The organism is Candidatus Chlorohelix sp., from assembly GCF_037138995.1.
Classification (GTDB): domain Bacteria; phylum Chloroflexota; class Chloroflexia; order Chloroheliales; family Chloroheliaceae; genus Chlorohelix.
On sequence record NZ_JBAXHI010000002.1, the window covers coordinates 73,132 to 91,357 of the forward strand.

The window sequence follows — 18,226 nt, forward strand, 5'->3', positions numbered from 1 at the left end:
GCTATATGGGTGATAGATTAGAAGGGAAAGTAGCCTTGATAACGGGCGCAGGTAACGGAATCGGGCGTATTACTGCGCGGTTATTTGCTTCTGAAGGTGCAAGCGTAGTAATTTCAGACCGGCTTGATGCAGATTTAAGAGAAACCGAGCGATTAATAGCAAGCGATGGTGGTAGTGTAACTGCGATTGTGTGTGATGTTACCAATGCGGCACAGGTGCAAGCCAGCGTTAATCTGGCGTTGGAAACATACGGTAAATTGAATATACTGGTTAACAATGCTGGAATCGGGCGAAACCCTGCCCGAATCACCGAACTGAGCGAAGAAGATTGGGATATTACCCTCAACGTAAACCTCAAAGGGGTTTTTCTTGGCATGAAATATGCCATCCCGGCGATGAAACAGGAGGGTGGTAGTATTATAAATCTTGCCAGTGTCGCAGGTATTGTGGGAACACCAAAGCTTTCCGCTTACGGCGCAAGCAAAGCAGGAGTAATTCAGCTATCAAAAACCGCTGCACTAGAATGTGCGCGTTATGGCATTAGAGTAAATGCGGTTTGCCCGTCTTGGACTAAAACCAATATGGTGGATTTATTTACAAATTCAACCCCAAATCCACAGGCTACCGAGCAGGGCATGGCAAACGCTATTCCTTTAGGCAGGCTTGGACATCCTGAAGAAATAGCTAACGCAATTTTGTTCCTTGCCAGTGAGGAAAGCAGTTTTATAACCGGCGCAACCTTACCGGTTGATGGTGGTCTTACTGCAATGTAAATAAAAAGGCGCGGGGGTTCGCCCCGCACCTGTAAAAACACCTCTATTATGCGTCGACCAGCATACCTTGGTCATCACGTGGAAGATTCCACTGCTCAGGTGAGCGCCACAAACCTGAAAGCACCAATTCCCTAATATAGTGCATTTCTTTGGGAAGGCGATCGTACATCTTGTCGAGCAATTCCTCGTGTGAGAGCAATTCCGCTTTCCAGTTATCGCGGTCAATGGACATCACCTTCTCAAACATTTCAGGGGTAAAGCTATCCAATCCACGCCAATCAAGGTCTTGGTAACGTGGAACCCAACCTAATGGGCTTTCGATACTGGCAGCTTGCCCATGTGAGCGTTCCACAATCCATTTCAAGATACGCATATTATCGCCAAAACCGGGCCATACGAAGTTGCCATTATCATCTTTTCTGAACCAGTTCACGTTAAAAATACGTGGCGGGTTCGGAATGGAACGCCCAAATTGCAACCAATGGTTGATGTAATCTCCCATGTGGTAGCCACAGAAAGGCAACATGGCAAAGGGGTCGCGCCTGACCTCACCGATTTTTCCGGCGGCTGCGGCAGTAGTTTCCGAACCCATAGTAGCGGCAGAATAAACACCAAATGCCCAGTTGAAGGATTGATAAACCAACGGCACTGTTGTACTACGTCTTCCGCCAAATATGAAGGCAGAAATCGGCACACCTTTAGGGTTTTCATACTCTGGGTCAATTGAGGGTACTTGGCTGATAGGAGCGGTGAAGCGTGCATTTGGATGCGCTGCCTTCCGTCCACAACCGGGTGTCCATTCCTGACCTTGCCAGTCAATTGCAATAGCGGGGGGCGTATCGGACATACCTTCCCACCATACATCACCATCAGGGGTTAAAGCTACGTTGGTATAGATGGTGTTTTTGCTGACTGCATCCATCGCGTTTGGATTGGATTTATAGGATGTACCCGGAGCTACCCCAAACATACCAGCTTCAGGATTAATGGCATGCAATATGCCGTTAGCATCCGGTTTGACCCAAGCAATATCATCGCCAATAGTAGATACTTTCCAACCATCCAGTGTAGTAGGTGGTATTAACATAGCGAAGTTAGTTTTACCACAGGCACTTGGGAAAGCTGCTCCTACGTAGGTTTTTTCACCGGTGGGAGATTCTACACCGAGTATGAGCATATGCTCTGCCAACCAACCCTCATCACGGGCAAGCACCGAAGCAATACGAAGAGCAAAGCATTTCTTTGCCAACAAAGCATTTCCACCGTAACCGCTACCATAAGACCAAATTGCGCGTTCTTCTGGGAAATGAACAATGTATTTGTTATCTTTATTGCAGGGCCATGTTGAATCTTGCTGACCGGGTAACAAAGGCGCACCAACGGAGTGGAGGCATGGTACAAAATCGCCATCACCTAATATATCCACCACTTTGCGACCCATTCGGGTCATAATTTTCATATTGACCGCTACATAAGGAGAGTCGGACAATTCCACACCAATGTGGGCAATAGGAGAGCCAAGCGGACCCATGCTAAAGGGGATTACATACATTGTGCGACCCCGCATACTACCGTCAAATAGCTTAGTTAGGGTCGCTTTCATTTCTTTGGGCTGCATCCAATTGTTAGTTGGACCCGCATCATTGCGATTGTTGGTACAAATGTAGGTACGATCTTCGACTCTCGCAACATCGCTAGGGTCTGACCGAGAAAGAAAACTGTTAGGTCGTTTCTCCTGATTGAGTCGGATAAACATACCAGATTCAACCATTTCATTACAAAGCCCGTCATATTCTTCCTGCGAGCCGTCGCACCAATGTACGCTGTCCGGCTTGCAAAGTTCAGCCATTGCCTGAACCCACTCACGTAACTTCGTGTTTTTAACGTAATCTGGGAAGCCCATAGTGTCTCCTATTCTAGGCATCAAATTATCCAACTAGCCACAAACGACTAGCTAGTATCATTTATGAGTTTATACTTTTGTCTAAGTTTACGACTTGAGTATGCTTAATGTCAAGGAGACGCAAGCCTAACTCTAGGGAAAATGCGTTTAAGCCAAGCAAAGCCAAAGTAGGAGCAGGATGACCAGAATTAAACTGCAAACGGGAAGAAATCTTATTGTGACCGGCTTATTTAAGGCAGTATTGCTTAAAGCAGCCATTACATGAGGGGCTGACCCTTTGTGAATGAGACTGGCATTCTCACCAAAAACTGTATCCTTGACCCAGTGCAACTTGTTCTAAATTCCCCAATTTCCCTGCTTGAATCCTAATGCCAAATTATGATTGTGCCAAATTTCACACTTGCGCCATTAGAATTACTATGTTATACTTCCCACTGTCTTAGCTCAGTTAATTTGCTCGCAAACAGCTACAATTTATAATAGCCATAATGAAACAAGCTTTATTTGTAGTTGTAAGGGTTAACTGTTGTGGGTAGATTTCTAAAAACAAACAGTAGCACACGTTTTCAAGTAAATATTCTGATTAATGAAGGCTCTAAAGGGTTTCTGTAAGTATTTATGAGTAACAGAAACGATGGCACTGGCAGCAATGAAGAAAAAAGCGCTATGGCTTTTGCCTTGAGCCTCGGATTTGGGATAGCGGTACCACTAGCCCTGTTTATTGTGTCTGGGGTATGGCTGGATGGATTACTTAATACAACCCCTTTATTTGTATTGATTGGCATCTTTCTTGGGTTGTTTAGTGCAGGTTACTTTTTTTGGCGGCTAATCGTAGCAAGCGAGCCTGGAAACAAGCGTAACTAACATTCTAAATGCCAATTTAACGCTCCTAGCTTGGGATGAGGTAATTAACCGGAAAATGGAAGAATTTAAACTGGTAGTTAGCCTGAAGCCGGAACCGATTATGTGTATCGGTGGGAAAATGGATGCTCCGGCAGTTTGCTCCAAAGACACTTTCTTTATTGTAACCAATTCCACAATAGCTACCGTACTTTTCATGCTCATCACCTTTTTTCTGCTATGGTCAGGCGCACGTAAAGCCAAGCTTATACCCGGTCGATGGCAGTCTGTAGTTGAAATATTGGTGGAGAGCTTGCACAATATGGTGGTTGAATCTACCAGCAAACGTGTAGCAAAGGTTATCTTTCCTCTAGTGGCAACCTATTTCACTTGGATTTTGTTTGCTAACTGGCTTTCCCTGATACCTGGGGTAGGCTCAATCGGTTTTGTACGTGATGTGACTGAGGATGGCAAAGTTCTAAAAGAAATGGTTCCATTATTGCGCGGACCAAATGCTGACCTCAATATGACTTTCGCAATGGCGCTGTTAGCAGTAATAATCGTGCAGATAGCAGCAATTGTATCGCATGGGGTCAAAGGTTGGTTAAAAGAGTTCATTCCTGAACCTCATTGGATGGACCCTCTTTTAACTCCACTTGAAATAATTGGTCAGTTTACTCGTATTCTTTCGCTGGCTTTTCGTCTCTTCGGCAATGTATTTGCCGGGGAAGTGTTGCTGGCGGTTATGCTGAAAATCGCTGCACCCAGTTTGATAGTTTTTCTGGGGCTTGAAATATTTGTGGGCTTTATCCAGGCACTGGTCTTTGCGATACTTACCCTGACTTATCTCTCGCTGGTAACAGCAGGAGGTCATGAGGAAAGTCATCACGACAAAGAGCATGAGGAACATGCAAAAGCTGCATAACTAAACTTGGTTTGTATCTAAATCTGTAAAAAGTAGTAACTAGTTCACAACACAGAGAATATTTAAGGAGGTCAAACAGAATGAAGGAACTTGCTGCAGGTATCGCGATGGGCGCTGGTGCAATCGGCCCAGGTATCGGTATTGGTATCGCGGTCTCTGGTGCAATGCAGGCCATCGGTCGAAATCCTGAAGCAGCAGGCATCATCCGAATCAACATGATCATCGGTGTTGCCTTCGCTGAAGCGGTCGCGATTTACGCCCTGCTCATCGCTCTGCTGCTCATCTTCGTTGCCCAAAGAGGCATCTAAAATTCGGCAATCAGTGTCAGTTGTCGGTGTTATGAATCGGTATCGACAACCGACAACTGATTTCTGTTTGCTAAATAATAAGATGAGGGAAAATAAACCATGCACTTTGTTAACATTAACAGATTATTTTCTATAATTGCTTCTGAGCAAGCTACAGATGAAGGTATTGGCGCATTAGGTATTAACCTCTGGAACTTTATATTCCAGCTTGTAGCCTTCCTTTTGATGCTCTTCCTATTGTGGCGTTTTGTATATCGCCCGATTTTGAAAACCCTCGATGAACGTAAGTTGCGGGCGGCGGAAATCGTGGAAAGCAGCGATCGGATTAAACGAGAAGTAGCTGAAACCGAAGCTCGACAGAAGCAATTATTTGAAGAGGCTCGTCGTCAGGCTCAAGAAATTATTGCACAGGCGCAAGCTGTAGCTGATAAGAAACGGGCAGAAGCCGAAGGTGAAGCTCGTATTGCAGCTGAAGCTATAATTACTAAAGCAAGAGTCGAGATTGCCTCTGAACGTGACCTAGCTATCGCTCAGTTGCGTCGTGAGTTTAGTGACTTGGCAATTGCTGCTGCCGGTAAGGTAATCGGCGAAGAACTAAATACACGTAAAGAATTGCACAGCAAGGTTATTAACGACGTGCTATCCAGCTACGGTACTAGGAATTAAGGAGTCACGATGCCATCAGGAAGCGCCGGAAGACGTTACGCCCAGGCAGTTTTTGAACTGGCTCGCTCCACCAACACGCTTGATGAGTGGGCAGCTGACCTTGTTGTTATCAAGCAAGTGTTTGAAGACCAGACTATAGCGGCACGTCTTGAAAACCCGAAGATTACCAAAGATAAAAAACTTGCGCTTGCCAGTTCAATTCTCAAGGATCAGATAAGCTTGTCCGCCTTCAATCTGGCAACTTTATTGGTGGAGCGTGAACGGCAAACTTTTGCAGGTACGATTGCCGAATTGTATCAAGCCTTGCTTGACGATTTGCGTGGTATCGTAGTTGCAGAAGTGACTACAGCCGTCCCGATTGATAGTGAGCAGGAAGAGCGAATCCGCCAGCAGCTTATCAAAATTAGTGGCAAGCAAATTACAATGAACAAAAAGGTTGACCCCACCATAATAGGCGGTGTGGTAGCGCGTTTTGGCGATATGCTCATTGATGGTAGCATAAAAAACCGCCTACAGGCGCTGAGGAAAGCTTTAGCCTGATTAAGCTAGTCGCGGGTTCGCGCCCGGAACTAAAATATGAACGCCCCTCAGGAGGATTATAAAGAATGGCAGTACGTGCTGACGAAATTAGCGCAATAATTCGCAAACAACTGGAAGGTCTCGATACTACCGCCAAACAAGTAGAAGTCGGTACGGTAGTTGAAGTGGGCGACGGTATTGCCCGCGTGTACGGGTTGTCGGGCGTGAAATCGAGCGAACTAGTTGAATTCCCCGGCAGGGGTTCCGACGGCTCTGATGTGGTGGGTATGGCGCTGAACCTCGAAGAAGATACCGTCGGTGTTATAATTATGGGTCCTTACACCCATATTCAGGAAGGCGATACTGTTCGCACCACCGGCAAAATTATTCAGGTGCCGGTTGGAGCTGCTCTAGTCGGTCGCGTAGTGAACGCGCTAGGACAGCCCATTGATGGAAAAGGCGAAATTGCCACTACTAAAACACGCTATATTGAGCGCGTTGCCCCCGGAGTAATTACTCGTAAATCTGTAGATACGCCCGTTCAAACTGGTATCAAAGTATTGGACGCACTGATTCCGATTGGTCGTGGTCAGCGCGAATTAATCATCGGTGACCGCCAGACCGGTAAAACCGCCATCGCCATTGACACCATCATTAACCAAAAGGGCGGCGACATGGTTTGTATCTATGTTGCTATTGGTCAGAAACAGGCACAAGTAGCGCAGGTGGTCGGTATTCTGGAAAAAGCTGGCGCAATGGAACACACCATTGTGGTGTCGGCTTCTGCTGCTGACCCCTCGCCGTTACGTTATATCGCTCCTTACTCCGGTTGCGCTATGGGCGAGGAGATAATGGAAAGCGGTGTTACCCTGCCGGATGGTCGTGTTATCAAAGATGCTTTGATTATCTATGATGACCTTTCCAAACATGCCAATGCTTATCGCGAAGTGTCGCTGTTGTTGCGTCGCCCTGCTGGTCGTGAAGCGTATCCCGGTGACGTATTCTACCTGCACAGTCGCTTACTAGAACGCGCCGCTCGTTTGAATGAAGATAATGGTGGCGGTAGTTTGACCGCGTTGCCGGTTATTGAAACCCAAGCGAACGACGTGTCGGCTTATATCCCAACCAACGTAATCTCGATTACCGATGGTCAAATCTTCCTTGAAACCGACCTATTTAACTCCGGTATTCGCCCGGCGGTTAACCCCGGTATCTCTGTATCTCGCGTAGGTAGTTCCGCGCAAACCGCTCCTATGAAGCAGGTAGCAGGTGGTATGAAACTGGCATTGGCACAGTTCCGTGACCTTGCCGCTTTTGCACAATTTGCTAGCGACTTGGATAAAGCTACCAAAGCCCAGTTGGAACGCGGTCAGCGTATTACCGAAGGTTTGAAACAGCCTCAGTATCAACCGCTTGCGTTTGAAAAGCAAGTTATTTCCATCTTTGCAGTTAACAATGGTTATCTGGATGATGTACCGCTCGACAAGGTTAAGGCATTTGAGAACGGTTTGCTCAAATTCATTGAAGACGTATATCCGAAATTCGTTTCGGATGTTCACAATAGCCCACGCAAGAAAATGAGCGATGACCAGCTTAAACAGCTTCGTACTATAATTGGTGAGTTCAAACAGGGCTGGCTAGGGTAAATTTGAGGTGACGTGAACCGGAGTTCTAAGAATTATCCGGTTCACGTTTGAAAACAGAGGAAAAAATGCCGAGCGTACGTGTAATTAAAAGACGCATTCGCAGCGTAAGTAATACCGGGCAGATTACCAAAGCGATGGAACTGGTGGCAGCCAGCCGCATGCGCCGTGCCCAGATGAACGTACTCTCCAGCCGCCCTTTTTCAAAGAAGGTGCTGGAGGTAATTGCGGACATTGCAGGTATCAGCGATAAAGACTTTCGAAATATTAGCCCCTTGCTCCAGCAGCGAGAGCTTAAAACCGTTGGTCTAGTGCTGATTACAACCGACAAAGGTTTAGCTGGTAGCCTTAATACCAATGCTCTTCGTCGTGCAACTCGCTTTCTTGCCTCCGAAACGGGGGGTAAGCCTGTTAAAATAATCACAATCGGGCGCAAAGGTCGCGATTTTATGGTCAGAGTAGGTAAAGATATAATAGCAGAGTTCGATAATATAAGAGCGAACCCCGATCTGCTGGATATTTTGCCTATCGCGCGGGTGGTTATTGATGAATTTACCAAAGGTACGGTTGATGTAGTTTATCTTCTGTACACCGATTTTATCAATACCCTGACGGTGCGTCCCAAACTTATAAAATTGCTTCCAATTGAACCTGATATGAGCGTAGAGGAAGCAGGCTTCAAGAAAATAGATTTTATCTTCGAGCCAGACCCGAATGGTGTGTTGCTTTCGCTCCTTCCTCGCTATGTCGAGGTTGAAATATATCAGGCTATCCTTGAAAATATCGCCAGCGAACAGAGCAGCAAAATGGTGGCGATGCGTAATGCAACCGATAAAGCTAAAGAACTGAAGGCTGACCTGACGCTGTTGATGAATAAAACGCGCCAAGCTCAGATTACAGGTGAAATATTGGAAATCGCCAGCGCGGCGGTGGCTCTGGAAAAACAGAAGTAGGCTTTAGGCTTTAGGTTTTAGGATACTTAACGCCGATTATTGATACCTAATGCCTAACACCTTATATCTGTGAAGAGGAAGGAAGTAGGATTATAATGACCGCAACTTATAAAACCGAAGGACATGTAGTGCAGGTGATGGGTCCCGTGGTTGACGTGGAGTTTCCGCCGGATTGCCTACCTGATATTTATAATGCTGTTGAAGTTCCTATCGAAGGACAGCAAGATTCTCTGGTTGTCGAAGTACAGCAACACCTTGGTAACGATTGGGTACGCTGCGTAGCAATGTCCAGTACTGATGGTCTGCGCCGCGGTGACAAAGCCTTCGATACTGGCAAGGCTATTGCAGTCCCGGTAGGTGAAGGTACGCTTGGTCGTATCTTTAACGTGCTTGGTCGCACCGTGGACCTCAAAGGACCTTCGGCTACCACCGAAACCCGCCCAATCCACGCTTCTGCGCCTTCTTTCGCCGACCAATCAACCGAAGCCCAAATGTTTGAAACCGGTATGAAAGTAATCGATTTGATTGCTCCATTTACTCGCGGTGGTAAAATCGGTGTGTTCGGTGGTGCAGGTGTAGGCAAAACCGTAATTATCCAAGAACTGATTAACAACGTTGCCAAAGCGCACGGTGGTTACTCGGTATTTGCCGGTGTGGGCGAAAGAACCCGCGAAGGTAATGACCTCTACCATGAAATGACTGATGCAGGCGTTATGGACAAGACCGTGATGGTCTTTGGACAGATGAACGAACCGCCCGGCGCTCGTTTGCGCGTAGGTTTGACCGGTCTGACTATGGCGGAATACTTCCGCGATAGCAAAGGGGCAGACGTGCTGTTGTTCATTGACAACATCTTCCGCTTTGTACAAGCTGGTTCTGAAGTGTCAGCGTTGTTGGGACGCATGCCTAGTGCAGTAGGGTACCAGCCAACTCTGGCTACTGAAATGGGTCAGTTGCAAGAGCGCATTACTACCACCAAGCGCGGTTCGATTACCTCGGTGCAAGCAGTGTACGTGCCTGCTGACGACTATACCGATCCTGCTCCGGCTACTACTTTCGCCCACTTGGATGCAACTATTTCGCTGGAACGCCGCATTTCTGAGCAGGGTATTTACCCGGCGGTAGATCCGCTCTCTAGCACCAGCCGCATTCTCGACCCGCTGATTGTTGGTCAGGAGCATTACGATGTAGCGCGTGCCGCTCAACGCACATTGCAGAAATATCGCGACTTGCAAGATATTATCGCCATTTTGGGTGTGGACGAATTGAGCGAAGATGATAAGCTCACCGTAACTCGCGCCCGTAAGATTGAACGTTTCTTCAGCCAGCCGATGCACGTGGCAGAACAGTTTACTGGTCGCCCCGGCGTGTTCGTAAAGGTCGGAGAAACAGTGCGTGGTGTCAAGGAAATTCTGGAAGGCAAGTATGATGCCGTACCAGAGCAGGCGTTCTTTATGGCCGGAGCTATCGAGGACGTTCTCAAGAACGCCGAGAATCTCTAATCAGGAGATTTAGGAATGCCACTTAGATTGCAAATTGTCACCGCCGAGCGGGTGGTGTTTGATGAAGATGTTGATTATGTCACTGCCCCCGGTGAGGAAGGTGTGCTGGGTATTTTACCTAAGCATGCCCCTCTATTGAGCGGGTTGCAGGCTGGCGAACTGCGCTATAAACGTGGTGCTGATCAGACTGCACTGGCTATTGGTGGCGGCTTTATTGAAATAATCAATAATAAGGTCATAGTGTTGGCGGATAGTGCTGAGCGTAGCGATGAAATTGATTTATCGCGTGCCGAAGAAGCTCGCAAACGTGCCGAATATCTTCTCCAAGATAGAGGAAAAATTAGCATGGAGGATGCCTTGCGTGCTGAGATTTCCTTACGTAGAGCATTAGTCCGTATCGAAGTTGCAAGGCGGCATGGTGGGCGCGGTGGCGTTCCACGCATGACTATGGAAGAATAAGAAAATTAAGAAGCGCGGGTATAATGCCCGCGTTTTTTTATGTTAGGTTCTTTATCTTATCGGCAACTTCGGTATTTGCCTTTACTCCCATTTCAGAAAATTCTAGCCTTTGGAAGTAACCCTCGGCTGTTCCGACTGGGTTGTTTCAACAATCACCAGATAAATTGGGTTGACGTATTTGCCGATAACAGGATATACTTTTGTTTCGGCAGGTTCAACGGTTTTTTTGCTGTTATGAAACTTGAAAAGTATTTCTAAAGACCGTAGCTCTATATGTTACGGTCAATTTTATTTGTACAAGGGTAAGCAAAATATGCGATTCAGCGTTGCGGCACAGGTTTTTGAAAAATTTCCTGATTATATTGTTGGTGGGGTAATTGCGGCAGGGCTTGATAATAAACGTGTGCAAGAATTATCTTACCGATTCCTTCTCGTAGCTATGCAGGAGGCACGCAGCCATTTTAACGAGGATGCTTCTAATCTTGCCAGTCATCCCTATATTGCGCGGTGGCGAGAAGCTTTTCGGTTAGCGGGCATAAAACCCGGTGATTTCCAATCATCCTCAGAAGCGTTGTTGCGGCGAGTGGTGAAAGGACAGGATTTACCATCGATTAATTCTGCTATCAATATAGCAAATGCGGTTTCGTTACGTTACGCTATACCGATGGGTGGGCATGACATTGACCGTTTGGTGGGTGATTTGGCGGTAAGGCTTTCCCATAGTGATGATGTTTTTTCCCCGCCGGATGGTGATGAAGGGCAGATTGAGAAATTGCCCGCCGGAGAAATCGCATATGTGGATGATGCCGAAGTACGTACCCGCCGTTGGGTTTGGCGGCAGGGTCGTAAAGCCCGCGTTGATGAAAATAGCCAGAACATTTTCTTTCCGATAGATGGCTTTGAAAGTTTGAACGGTGATGAGGTGCGCCATGCTGCCGAAGAATTGGCAAAGCTATTGTCTGAGCATTTGGGGGCGCAATGCCAAACTTTTGTAGTAAATCGGCAGCAGCCATCTTATCTTTGGGAAATTCACACCGAGAGCAGGAGCGATAAAATGAGTAGTCCTACTATTATTAGCGGACTTAAACGAGAACGCGATAAAATAGATGAGTTGCTGACCCGTGGAGTGGCGCAAATTGTAACTCGCGAGGAATTGGAAGCCAAGTTACGCAGCGGCAAACAATTGCGCGTTAAGTTGGGTATTGACCCTACTGGCCCGCTTATTCATATCGGGCGTAGCGTAACGCTGCAAAAATTGCGCCAGTTTCAAGATTTAGGACACCAGATTGTGCTTATAATAGGGCAATTTACCGGACAAATCGGGGATGCCAGTGATAAAACCAGCACCCGCCCCATGCTTACACCCGATCAAGTGGCAGAAAACACTCGCACCTACCGCCAGCAAATTAGCAAGATTCTTGATGAGAGCAAGGTAGAATGGCGCAATAATCTCGATTGGTTTGGCAATATGCCTTTTAAAGAGGGCATCATCCTCATGACCAATTTTACCGTTGCCCAAATGATTGAGCGTGATAATTTCCGCGAACGCTGGGATGCTGGAAAGCCTATTAGCTTGCAAGAAATCGTTTATCCCGTATTACAGGGCTATGATTCGGTAATGATACACTCCGATGTAGAAATTGGCGGCACCGACCAACTGTTTAATATGATGGCGGGACGGCTCTTGCAAGAGCGTTATGGGCAATCACCACAGAGCGTTATGTGCAATGCCATGATAAATGGTACTGATGGTCGCAAAATGAGTACCAGTCAGGGCAATGGGGTTTATATTAGCGAACCGCCCAAAGATATGTACGCAAAAATGCTTCGCACTATAGACGAGCTAATTCTAGAATACTTTGAGGTTCTAACCAGAGTACCGCTAGAAGAGCTTGAAGCGCTGAAGCAGCAACTTGATTCGGGCGCAAATCCTATGCTGCTCAAGAAAAAGCTGGCATACACTCTGACCGAGCAATATCATGGCGCTCAGGCAGCCACAGCAGCGGAACGTGATTTTGAGCAGGTGCATCAACGGCGCGAATTACCTGAAGATATGCCGATTTTTACGCCTGAAGCCGGAGTTACCGAAGTAGTATTGCAAGAACTGTTGGTGAAAAACGGCTTAGCCACCAGCAATAAGGACGCACAGCGTACAGCAAGCGAAGGTGGTATTCGTATAGACGGCGAAAAAGTGACCGATGCTAAAGCGCGTATTCTCCTTTGTGATGGTATGGTAATTCAGCGAGGTAACCGCCAGTTTTTGAAAATCAAGTTATAATGGAATAAATCGCAGTAATTTTCCCATCCGGCAATGGCACGATAGAATTGGGATTGAGTGCCATGCGCTTTGATTTCTGTTATGTAATGCAAGATACTAAATTGGAGTTTAATGAGCAATAACATACCTGAAATAAATGAATATGATTATATTCTCACCTTCGATGGTGGGGCAGACCCAAACCCCGGTCGGGGTTATGGTAGTTATCACCTTAAGACCCGCAAGGGCAAAGAAAGACTGGAAAGCCGGATTCAGTTTGGCGATAATATGACCAACAATCAGGCTGAATATACCGCGCTTATCAGTGGCTTAGCCGATTTGGTAGAAACTATTGAGCGTGCCGGCAAACAACCCTCCGCTTATAGCTTGCGAGTTTGGGGAGATAGCAACCTAGTTATTCAACAGCTAAAGGGCGCGTGGAGAGTCAAAGACCCCAAACTTGAGCCTCTTTATCGCAGAGCTTTGGAACTATCAAAACGATTCAAGGCAACCTCCCTAAACTGGCACGACCGCTCTAACAGCGTGCGCTTGTTAGGTCATTAACTAAAATGAAGCGTTTACCAGTGTATTTGCTAACAGGATTTCTTGGTAGCGGCAAAACTACCTTGCTGCAAAACCTGCTAGTATATTGTCGCGAGCAGCGCTTGAAAGTTGGCTTATTGGTAAACGATTTCGGGGCGGTCAATGTAGATGCGCTGCTGATAAACTCAACCCAGCGTGGAAATAATAAGATAACCATGATGCAACTCAGCGGCGGGTGTGCATGTTGTACCGTAAGCCGAGAGTTAGTGGTTGATATTCTGGAAATGACAATGGCTTATGAGCTTGACTTGATTATCATCGAGGCGAGCGGGGTGGCAGATGTGTTGGATTTGTTGGATCAGCTTACAATGCCCGGCTTATTACGGAGAATTTACCCTGCCGCGGTGGTTTCGGTAGTGGACGGTTTGCGCTTTTACGACTATGCCAAAACCATGCCACTGGTACAAAGGCAAGTTCAGTACGCCGACCTTTTGATATTTAACAAATGTGACCTGCTGGAAGGCGACATTTATGATAAAGCATTGGTAGAACTCAAGAAATTAAACCCACATGCTGCCATTTATCCTGCTATCTACGCCAAAATAGACCCAGCCCTCATTTTTGAGCGGGTTGCCCGTAACTTTGTTCCTCAAGAGCAAGCCACTCATAATCATTTAACTTTTCATGCTTGGGAACACATACTATCTAGCCCATTAGACCAACTACGCTTTGAAGCTTTTTTATCACAAATGCCTTTGCAAATCATACGCGCCAAAGGCTTTGTAAAATTTTCCGGTGAGGTTGATTTGTACCTGCTTCAGTATGTTTTGGGGCAGCGTGTGCTAACACGTCTTGAAGATAGCGATGAAATTCAACCGCGCTTGGTATTCATTGGACAAAACCTGAATCTTGAAGAATTAGAATGTAGGTTAAAAGAGTGTGAGGCGTAAAAAAGGCGCATAGCTTTATGCGCCCTTGTTCAATATATGGCTGTTTATCTCAAGACTGAATTTATGCTGCTAGTTTTTCCAAACCACAGCGGTCTAAGATAGATATTGTATGGTTATCAATACTGATAAGTGACATCTTCTGCAATTCCAGAAGCTTGCGTGTTACCGTTACGCGGTTACTGCCCAGCATATCGGCGAGTTCTTGATGTGTTAGGTTTAAATTGATGGTAATATTTCCGGTTTCCTGTTCTACTCCAAACCCATCGGCAAGCTTTAACAATAACCTGCCTAGTCTCAAAGCAACGCTGCGTCCCAGTATGCCTTCAATAAGGCTTTGAGATTGTGATAATTGGTTGGAAAAGCTTGAAATGACACAGGAAGCCAATAATGGCGAAGTTTCCATTAAGTTTTCCAACGACTTTTCTTTAATAAAAGCTACAACCGAATCCTGCATTGCTTCGGCATAAACATCTCTAAAATAAGTGTTGGCGGTTTGGGTTCTGGCAAATACATCACCTTTGCCCAGAATAGAAAGACTTATAGCACGCCCATCCTGCAAGATTTCATAAATTCGTACACTACCGTTTAACACGAAGAACAAACCCGGTTGGTAATCTCCCGGTTCTAGCACCAAGTGTCCTTTACGATGTTTTACCACTCTAAAAGATGGAATTGATCTGATTAATTCCTCTACGGTCATGCTTTCCAACTTGTGCCGCAAAGTACGCTCGTATTCAGCAGTGCGTTCGCGCTGTATCGCATGTTCTTCATCGGTAAAGGAATCGAGTAATATAGTTTGCGCACGGCTGCGCAGTGAGTTAAGTCTTTCCGTCAGAGGCAATAGCAGACTCGGTCTCCTCTCAAATATCGGAGTAGCGCTTAGAATTTCCCAAGACAAGTTAAAAAACTCGGATAAAGATTGTAGCAATGCGGGTAGAGCAATTCCCGCTCGTGCCAAAACTCTGCCTTCAAGAGTGATTAAGCGCAGAAAAGCTTCATCATCTCCCGTTCTGAAAGCGATTAGTAGTTCTTTACATATCTCATTGTGACGATTTGTGGTGGCTGAATCGTTGAGTGAATCGCCCAAATTCCGCTTAAACGCTATAACCCATTTTTGATAGACAAGAGGATGTGTCTGACAGATTGCCCTTAATAAATCTTCAGGCATCGGTCACTTCCCTTCCTATTATGCAACCCAACAAATATTGTCTCCTTATGGGGGGATTGAGACACTATGAACAAAATCCGAAAACACTCAGGCAGCATCTAATATAGATGTATCATAAACCTATTAGGTAAAACTAGTTGTAAAAATATGTAAAAGAATGGTCAAAATATAGTATAAATTATTTCCCTTTGAAAAAAACCTGTCAATGTGATAAATTAAATTAATATTAGAATTTCATTATGCAAAATGGAGGATATTTAGACAAATGCGTACAGAATTGAAAGCTGTTTGTTTTTATACCTTTCTAATGTCCTTTCTTTTGCTGTTATTGCCTTGTTTTAGCTATGCCCACGCTGAGCAGGTTGCCTTGCCTTTCCAGATGTCGTTATCTTCATTCAATAATTGCGGCAGCGGTGACGCTACCGACACTCATTTTACAATTGCGGCTACCGGTGATTTTTTCCCTCATCTTATAATACAGCACGCCGGGGAATCCTTGGGCTATGATTATCTTTTCGATAAGGTGCGCCCTTTTCTCGCAAATGCCGATTTAGGTTACACTAATTTTGATGGGGCGTTGCTAGAAGATGCGCCCCTTTCTGAGTACCCAAACTTTAATTTCAGCCCTCAGATTGCTCCGGCTTTGAAAAGAGCAGGAATTGGAGTAGTTAGCGCCGCTAATAACCATATCCTAGACAAAGGCTTGCGTGGATTAGATGCCACCTTGAAAGTGCTTGAAAACAGCGGGATTTTGCAACATGGTGCTGTCTCCGGTGAGGATGCCTCAAAACCGCGCCAACCTTACCTACCTATAACTCTTTCCCACAACGGCGTTAAAGTAAAAATCGCCTTTCTCTCTTTTACATGGGGTACAAATGGGATACCTGATCCGTATAATCAAGTGAATCTGTTGTGGGAAACGAATGAATACGGTCAGCAAGGTAAGATTCGCCAACAGGCGTTGGAAGCTATTGCACAAGCCCGAAATGAAACTGATTTTGTAGTAGTTGCCGCACACTGGGGTCAGGAGTATAACTTTTATCCTGAAGAATATCAGATAGAAGGCGCAAAGCAAATGGCAGCGGCAGGCGCAGATGTTATTCTGGGTTCGCAACCACACACCCTACAACCGCTTGATATTATTGAAACTGGCAATCGCAACACATTGGTAATTTATTCACTGGCGAATTTTCTGGCAGCGCAAAGCTGGAACCAACAGGAAAAATTTACCAACACTTCGGTAATTCTTTATGTGGGTTTTGTGCGCCACAATGATGGCAAGGTACAACTTACTGGCTACCGTTATTTGCCGATTAAGATGACCGATGGGGAAACGCGCACCGCTCCATTTCTGGCGGAGAGCGACCAACGAAGCGCTGCTCATGTTCGGGAGTTACTGCGTGACCCAACCGGCTTGCGTCAATTCCCGGACTTCCCGCTTCCCAATAGGTTAGAAGTGTGTCCTACACTTTCTTTCCCTGAAATACCAGACAACACTATTGGCGGGGATTTTTACCGTTACTATACCACTTTAGGTAATGCTTACACTCGCTCATTACAGGAGTCGGTAGCTATACTAGGTTTACCATTGAGTAATATAAAGCGTGAGCTATCCGGAGATTGCAGCCAATATACCTATGTGCTTTATACCGAACGGCAACGTTTGGAACTACAGCCTACTACAAACTGGCCCTTCCGGGTAATCGGTACACAACTTGGAACTCAGGTTTACAAAGAAAAATACAGGCTCACAGAAGTTGAAAGATTATCGGAGAGTGAAATCGCAAGCGAACTATTTCGGGATTTTTACCAAAAGTACGGAGGGTTGGTAGTATTTGGCTATCCCATCAGTGGAGAATTACAAGAAACCGACTCCGAAACAGGCTTGATAAAAACCGTGCAGTATTTTGAGCGAGCGCGTTTTGAAACTACGCCCGTCACAACTCTCAACCCTAACCCTCTGTATAGCGTCCAGCTTGGTTTGTTAGGCAAGGAGTCTGCTGGAGTAGAATCACAGTGTAAGAATCTGTTTTAAAATGGGAACTAAGCAAAGAATAAAGTAGTGCAGTTGAAAAAACGAAAGCAAATGGGTAAGCTCTCCGCGCAACTTGATATTGACAATAACTACTTGGACTCATACAATATATAGGGGCAACTCAAATGAATTGCCCAATCTACAGCTCTTAAAAAATGGGATACTTCATTAGAAAGCCGGCAGTCATTGTAAGGCTTGCCGGTATAGTGATTACAACGCGATGCAACTGCCACTTGTAGGCGCGCTGAGTCAAGAAGGATAGCCAATGAGCAAGGTTTTGGTCCTGAATGCTACCTATGAGCCTATCAGTTTTGTCTCTTTAAGGCGAGCGGTCGTACTGCTTCTAAAGGAAAAAGCCGAAGTAATTGAGGCGAGTGTAGAGCAGAAGCTAAGAGCGGAAAGAGCCTCTTTCCCTTATCCTCTGGTAATTCGTCTCGTGACGTATGTCCCCGTTCCTCGTTTTTTTAACCTTCCTCTTTCCAGACGCAGCCTTCTCTCTCGTGATAACTATACTTGCCAATACTGTGGGATTGTGGATAATCAGCTTACAATTGATCATGTTTTACCCAAGTCGCGTGGTGGTAAAACCGAGTGGACAAATGTTGTGGCTGCCTGTGTAAACTGCAATCGGAAAAAGGGTAACAAGTTACCGGCTGAAGCAAAAATGTTTCCTAGGGTTGCTCCAGCAAAACCGGCATATATTACAGTAGTTTTGTTGGGTCAGGCAAAAGGTAATGAGACTTGGGCTAGATATATAAGAACCTGATAACTTGATCGGCGGG

General features: G+C 45.9%; 17 protein-coding genes. 15 read left to right on the forward strand and 2 right to left on the reverse strand.

Going from position 1 to position 18,226, the window contains the following annotated elements; all coding sequences use genetic code 11:
* Positions 1-5 precede the first annotated feature (5 nt).
* The gene (locus tag WCK19_RS01485; RefSeq protein ID WP_342395575.1) at positions 6-773 is read left to right on the forward strand and encodes an SDR family NAD(P)-dependent oxidoreductase; all 768 of its coding nucleotides are present in this window, start codon (positions 6-8) and stop codon (positions 771-773) included.
* 46 nt (positions 774-819) lie between these two features.
* Here WCK19_RS01485 and WCK19_RS01490 read toward each other — a convergent pair whose 3' ends face one another.
* The gene (locus WCK19_RS01490; protein ID WP_342395576.1) at positions 820-2,676 is read right to left on the reverse strand and encodes a phosphoenolpyruvate carboxykinase (GTP); all 1,857 of its coding nucleotides are present in this window, start codon (positions 2,674-2,676) and stop codon (positions 820-822) included.
* A 618-nt stretch (positions 2,677-3,294) separates the two neighbouring features.
* On the opposite strand from WCK19_RS01490, the gene WCK19_RS01495 reads away from it, so the two are divergent.
* From WCK19_RS01495 to WCK19_RS01550, 12 genes are all read left to right on the forward strand, one after another.
* Positions 3,295-3,540: an AtpZ/AtpI family protein gene (locus WCK19_RS01495; protein WP_342395577.1), complete on the forward strand. Its 246-nt coding sequence runs from the start codon at positions 3,295-3,297 to the stop codon at positions 3,538-3,540.
* Positions 3,541-3,595: 55 nt separating this feature from the next.
* Positions 3,596-4,441: a F0F1 ATP synthase subunit A gene (gene atpB / locus WCK19_RS01500; protein WP_342395578.1), complete on the forward strand. Its 846-nt coding sequence runs from the start codon at positions 3,596-3,598 to the stop codon at positions 4,439-4,441.
* Positions 4,442-4,521: 80 nt separating this feature from the next.
* Complete coding sequence (atpE, locus tag WCK19_RS01505; RefSeq protein ID WP_342395579.1) at positions 4,522-4,749, forward strand: ATP synthase F0 subunit C; 228 nt, start codon at positions 4,522-4,524, stop codon at positions 4,747-4,749.
* Positions 4,750-4,848: 99 nt separating this feature from the next.
* A complete protein-coding gene (gene atpF, locus WCK19_RS01510) occupies positions 4,849-5,415 on the forward strand; it encodes a F0F1 ATP synthase subunit B (protein WP_342395580.1) in 567 nt (188 codons plus the stop codon).
* A 9-nt stretch (positions 5,416-5,424) separates the two neighbouring features.
* Entirely contained in the window at positions 5,425-5,955 is a 531-nt protein-coding gene (atpH, locus tag WCK19_RS01515; RefSeq protein WP_342395581.1) for an ATP synthase F1 subunit delta, read from the forward strand.
* A 65-nt stretch (positions 5,956-6,020) separates the two neighbouring features.
* The gene (gene atpA, locus WCK19_RS01520) at positions 6,021-7,580 is read left to right on the forward strand and encodes a F0F1 ATP synthase subunit alpha (protein WP_342395582.1); all 1,560 of its coding nucleotides are present in this window, start codon (positions 6,021-6,023) and stop codon (positions 7,578-7,580) included.
* Positions 7,581-7,645: 65 nt separating this feature from the next.
* The gene (gene atpG / locus WCK19_RS01525; RefSeq protein WP_342395583.1) at positions 7,646-8,530 is read left to right on the forward strand and encodes an ATP synthase F1 subunit gamma; all 885 of its coding nucleotides are present in this window, start codon (positions 7,646-7,648) and stop codon (positions 8,528-8,530) included.
* Between the two features lie 95 nt (positions 8,531-8,625).
* Positions 8,626-10,032, forward strand: coding sequence for a F0F1 ATP synthase subunit beta (gene atpD / locus WCK19_RS01530; RefSeq protein WP_342395584.1), 1,407 nt, complete (start codon positions 8,626-8,628; stop codon positions 10,030-10,032).
* A 15-nt stretch (positions 10,033-10,047) separates the two neighbouring features.
* Positions 10,048-10,491 carry a F0F1 ATP synthase subunit epsilon gene (locus WCK19_RS01535; protein WP_342395585.1) on the forward strand — a complete coding sequence of 148 codons (444 nt, stop codon included), beginning with the start codon at positions 10,048-10,050 and terminating at the stop codon, positions 10,489-10,491.
* 313 nt (positions 10,492-10,804) lie between these two features.
* The gene (tyrS, locus tag WCK19_RS01540) at positions 10,805-12,769 is read left to right on the forward strand and encodes a tyrosine--tRNA ligase (RefSeq protein ID WP_342395586.1); all 1,965 of its coding nucleotides are present in this window, start codon (positions 10,805-10,807) and stop codon (positions 12,767-12,769) included.
* A 111-nt stretch (positions 12,770-12,880) separates the two neighbouring features.
* Positions 12,881-13,312 (forward strand): ribonuclease HI family protein, encoded by a 432-nt coding sequence (locus WCK19_RS01545; RefSeq protein ID WP_342395587.1) that lies wholly within the window; start codon positions 12,881-12,883, stop codon positions 13,310-13,312.
* A gap of 5 nt (positions 13,313-13,317) precedes the next feature.
* A complete protein-coding gene (locus WCK19_RS01550) occupies positions 13,318-14,241 on the forward strand; it encodes a CobW family GTP-binding protein (RefSeq protein WP_342395588.1) in 924 nt (307 codons plus the stop codon).
* 61 nt (positions 14,242-14,302) lie between these two features.
* On the opposite strand, the gene WCK19_RS01555 is transcribed toward WCK19_RS01550, so the two are convergent.
* Complete coding sequence (locus WCK19_RS01555) at positions 14,303-15,409, reverse strand: Crp/Fnr family transcriptional regulator (RefSeq protein ID WP_342395589.1); 1,107 nt, start codon at positions 15,407-15,409, stop codon at positions 14,303-14,305.
* Positions 15,410-15,674: 265 nt separating this feature from the next.
* Between WCK19_RS01555 and WCK19_RS01560 the strand changes: the two genes are divergently transcribed.
* Both WCK19_RS01560 and WCK19_RS01565 read left to right on the forward strand, forming a co-directional pair.
* On the forward strand, positions 15,675-17,444 hold the full coding sequence (locus tag WCK19_RS01560) for a CapA family protein (RefSeq protein WP_342395590.1): 1,770 nt from the start codon (positions 15,675-15,677) through the stop codon (positions 17,442-17,444).
* Between the two features lie 265 nt (positions 17,445-17,709).
* Positions 17,710-18,210 carry an HNH endonuclease gene (locus tag WCK19_RS01565; RefSeq protein ID WP_342395591.1) on the forward strand — a complete coding sequence of 167 codons (501 nt, stop codon included), beginning with the start codon at positions 17,710-17,712 and terminating at the stop codon, positions 18,208-18,210.
* Positions 18,211-18,226 lie beyond the last annotated feature (16 nt).

Excerpts from the sequence above, each read along its gene's own strand:
- WCK19_RS01485 (WP_342395575.1), top strand. The coding sequence starts at position 6 with ATGGGTGATAGATTAGAAGGGAAAGTAGCCTTGATAACGGGCGCAGGT.
- WCK19_RS01490 (WP_342395576.1), bottom strand. The coding sequence starts at position 2,676 with ATGGGCTTCCCAGATTACGTTAAAAACACGAAGTTACGTGAGTGGGTT.
- WCK19_RS01495 (WP_342395577.1), top strand. The coding sequence starts at position 3,295 with ATGAGTAACAGAAACGATGGCACTGGCAGCAATGAAGAAAAAAGCGCT.
- atpB (WP_342395578.1), top strand. The coding sequence starts at position 3,596 with ATGGAAGAATTTAAACTGGTAGTTAGCCTGAAGCCGGAACCGATTATG.
- atpE (WP_342395579.1), top strand. The coding sequence starts at position 4,522 with ATGAAGGAACTTGCTGCAGGTATCGCGATGGGCGCTGGTGCAATCGGC.
- atpF (WP_342395580.1), top strand. The coding sequence starts at position 4,849 with ATGCACTTTGTTAACATTAACAGATTATTTTCTATAATTGCTTCTGAG.
- atpH (WP_342395581.1), top strand. The coding sequence starts at position 5,425 with ATGCCATCAGGAAGCGCCGGAAGACGTTACGCCCAGGCAGTTTTTGAA.
- atpA (WP_342395582.1), top strand. The coding sequence starts at position 6,021 with ATGGCAGTACGTGCTGACGAAATTAGCGCAATAATTCGCAAACAACTG.
- atpG (WP_342395583.1), top strand. The coding sequence starts at position 7,646 with ATGCCGAGCGTACGTGTAATTAAAAGACGCATTCGCAGCGTAAGTAAT.
- atpD (WP_342395584.1), top strand. The coding sequence starts at position 8,626 with ATGACCGCAACTTATAAAACCGAAGGACATGTAGTGCAGGTGATGGGT.
- WCK19_RS01535 (WP_342395585.1), top strand. The coding sequence starts at position 10,048 with ATGCCACTTAGATTGCAAATTGTCACCGCCGAGCGGGTGGTGTTTGAT.
- tyrS (WP_342395586.1), top strand. The coding sequence starts at position 10,805 with ATGCGATTCAGCGTTGCGGCACAGGTTTTTGAAAAATTTCCTGATTAT.
- WCK19_RS01545 (WP_342395587.1), top strand. The coding sequence starts at position 12,881 with ATGAGCAATAACATACCTGAAATAAATGAATATGATTATATTCTCACC.
- WCK19_RS01550 (WP_342395588.1), top strand. The coding sequence starts at position 13,318 with ATGAAGCGTTTACCAGTGTATTTGCTAACAGGATTTCTTGGTAGCGGC.
- WCK19_RS01555 (WP_342395589.1), bottom strand. The coding sequence starts at position 15,409 with ATGCCTGAAGATTTATTAAGGGCAATCTGTCAGACACATCCTCTTGTC.
- WCK19_RS01560 (WP_342395590.1), top strand. The coding sequence starts at position 15,675 with ATGCGTACAGAATTGAAAGCTGTTTGTTTTTATACCTTTCTAATGTCC.
- WCK19_RS01565 (WP_342395591.1), top strand. The coding sequence starts at position 17,710 with ATGAGCAAGGTTTTGGTCCTGAATGCTACCTATGAGCCTATCAGTTTT.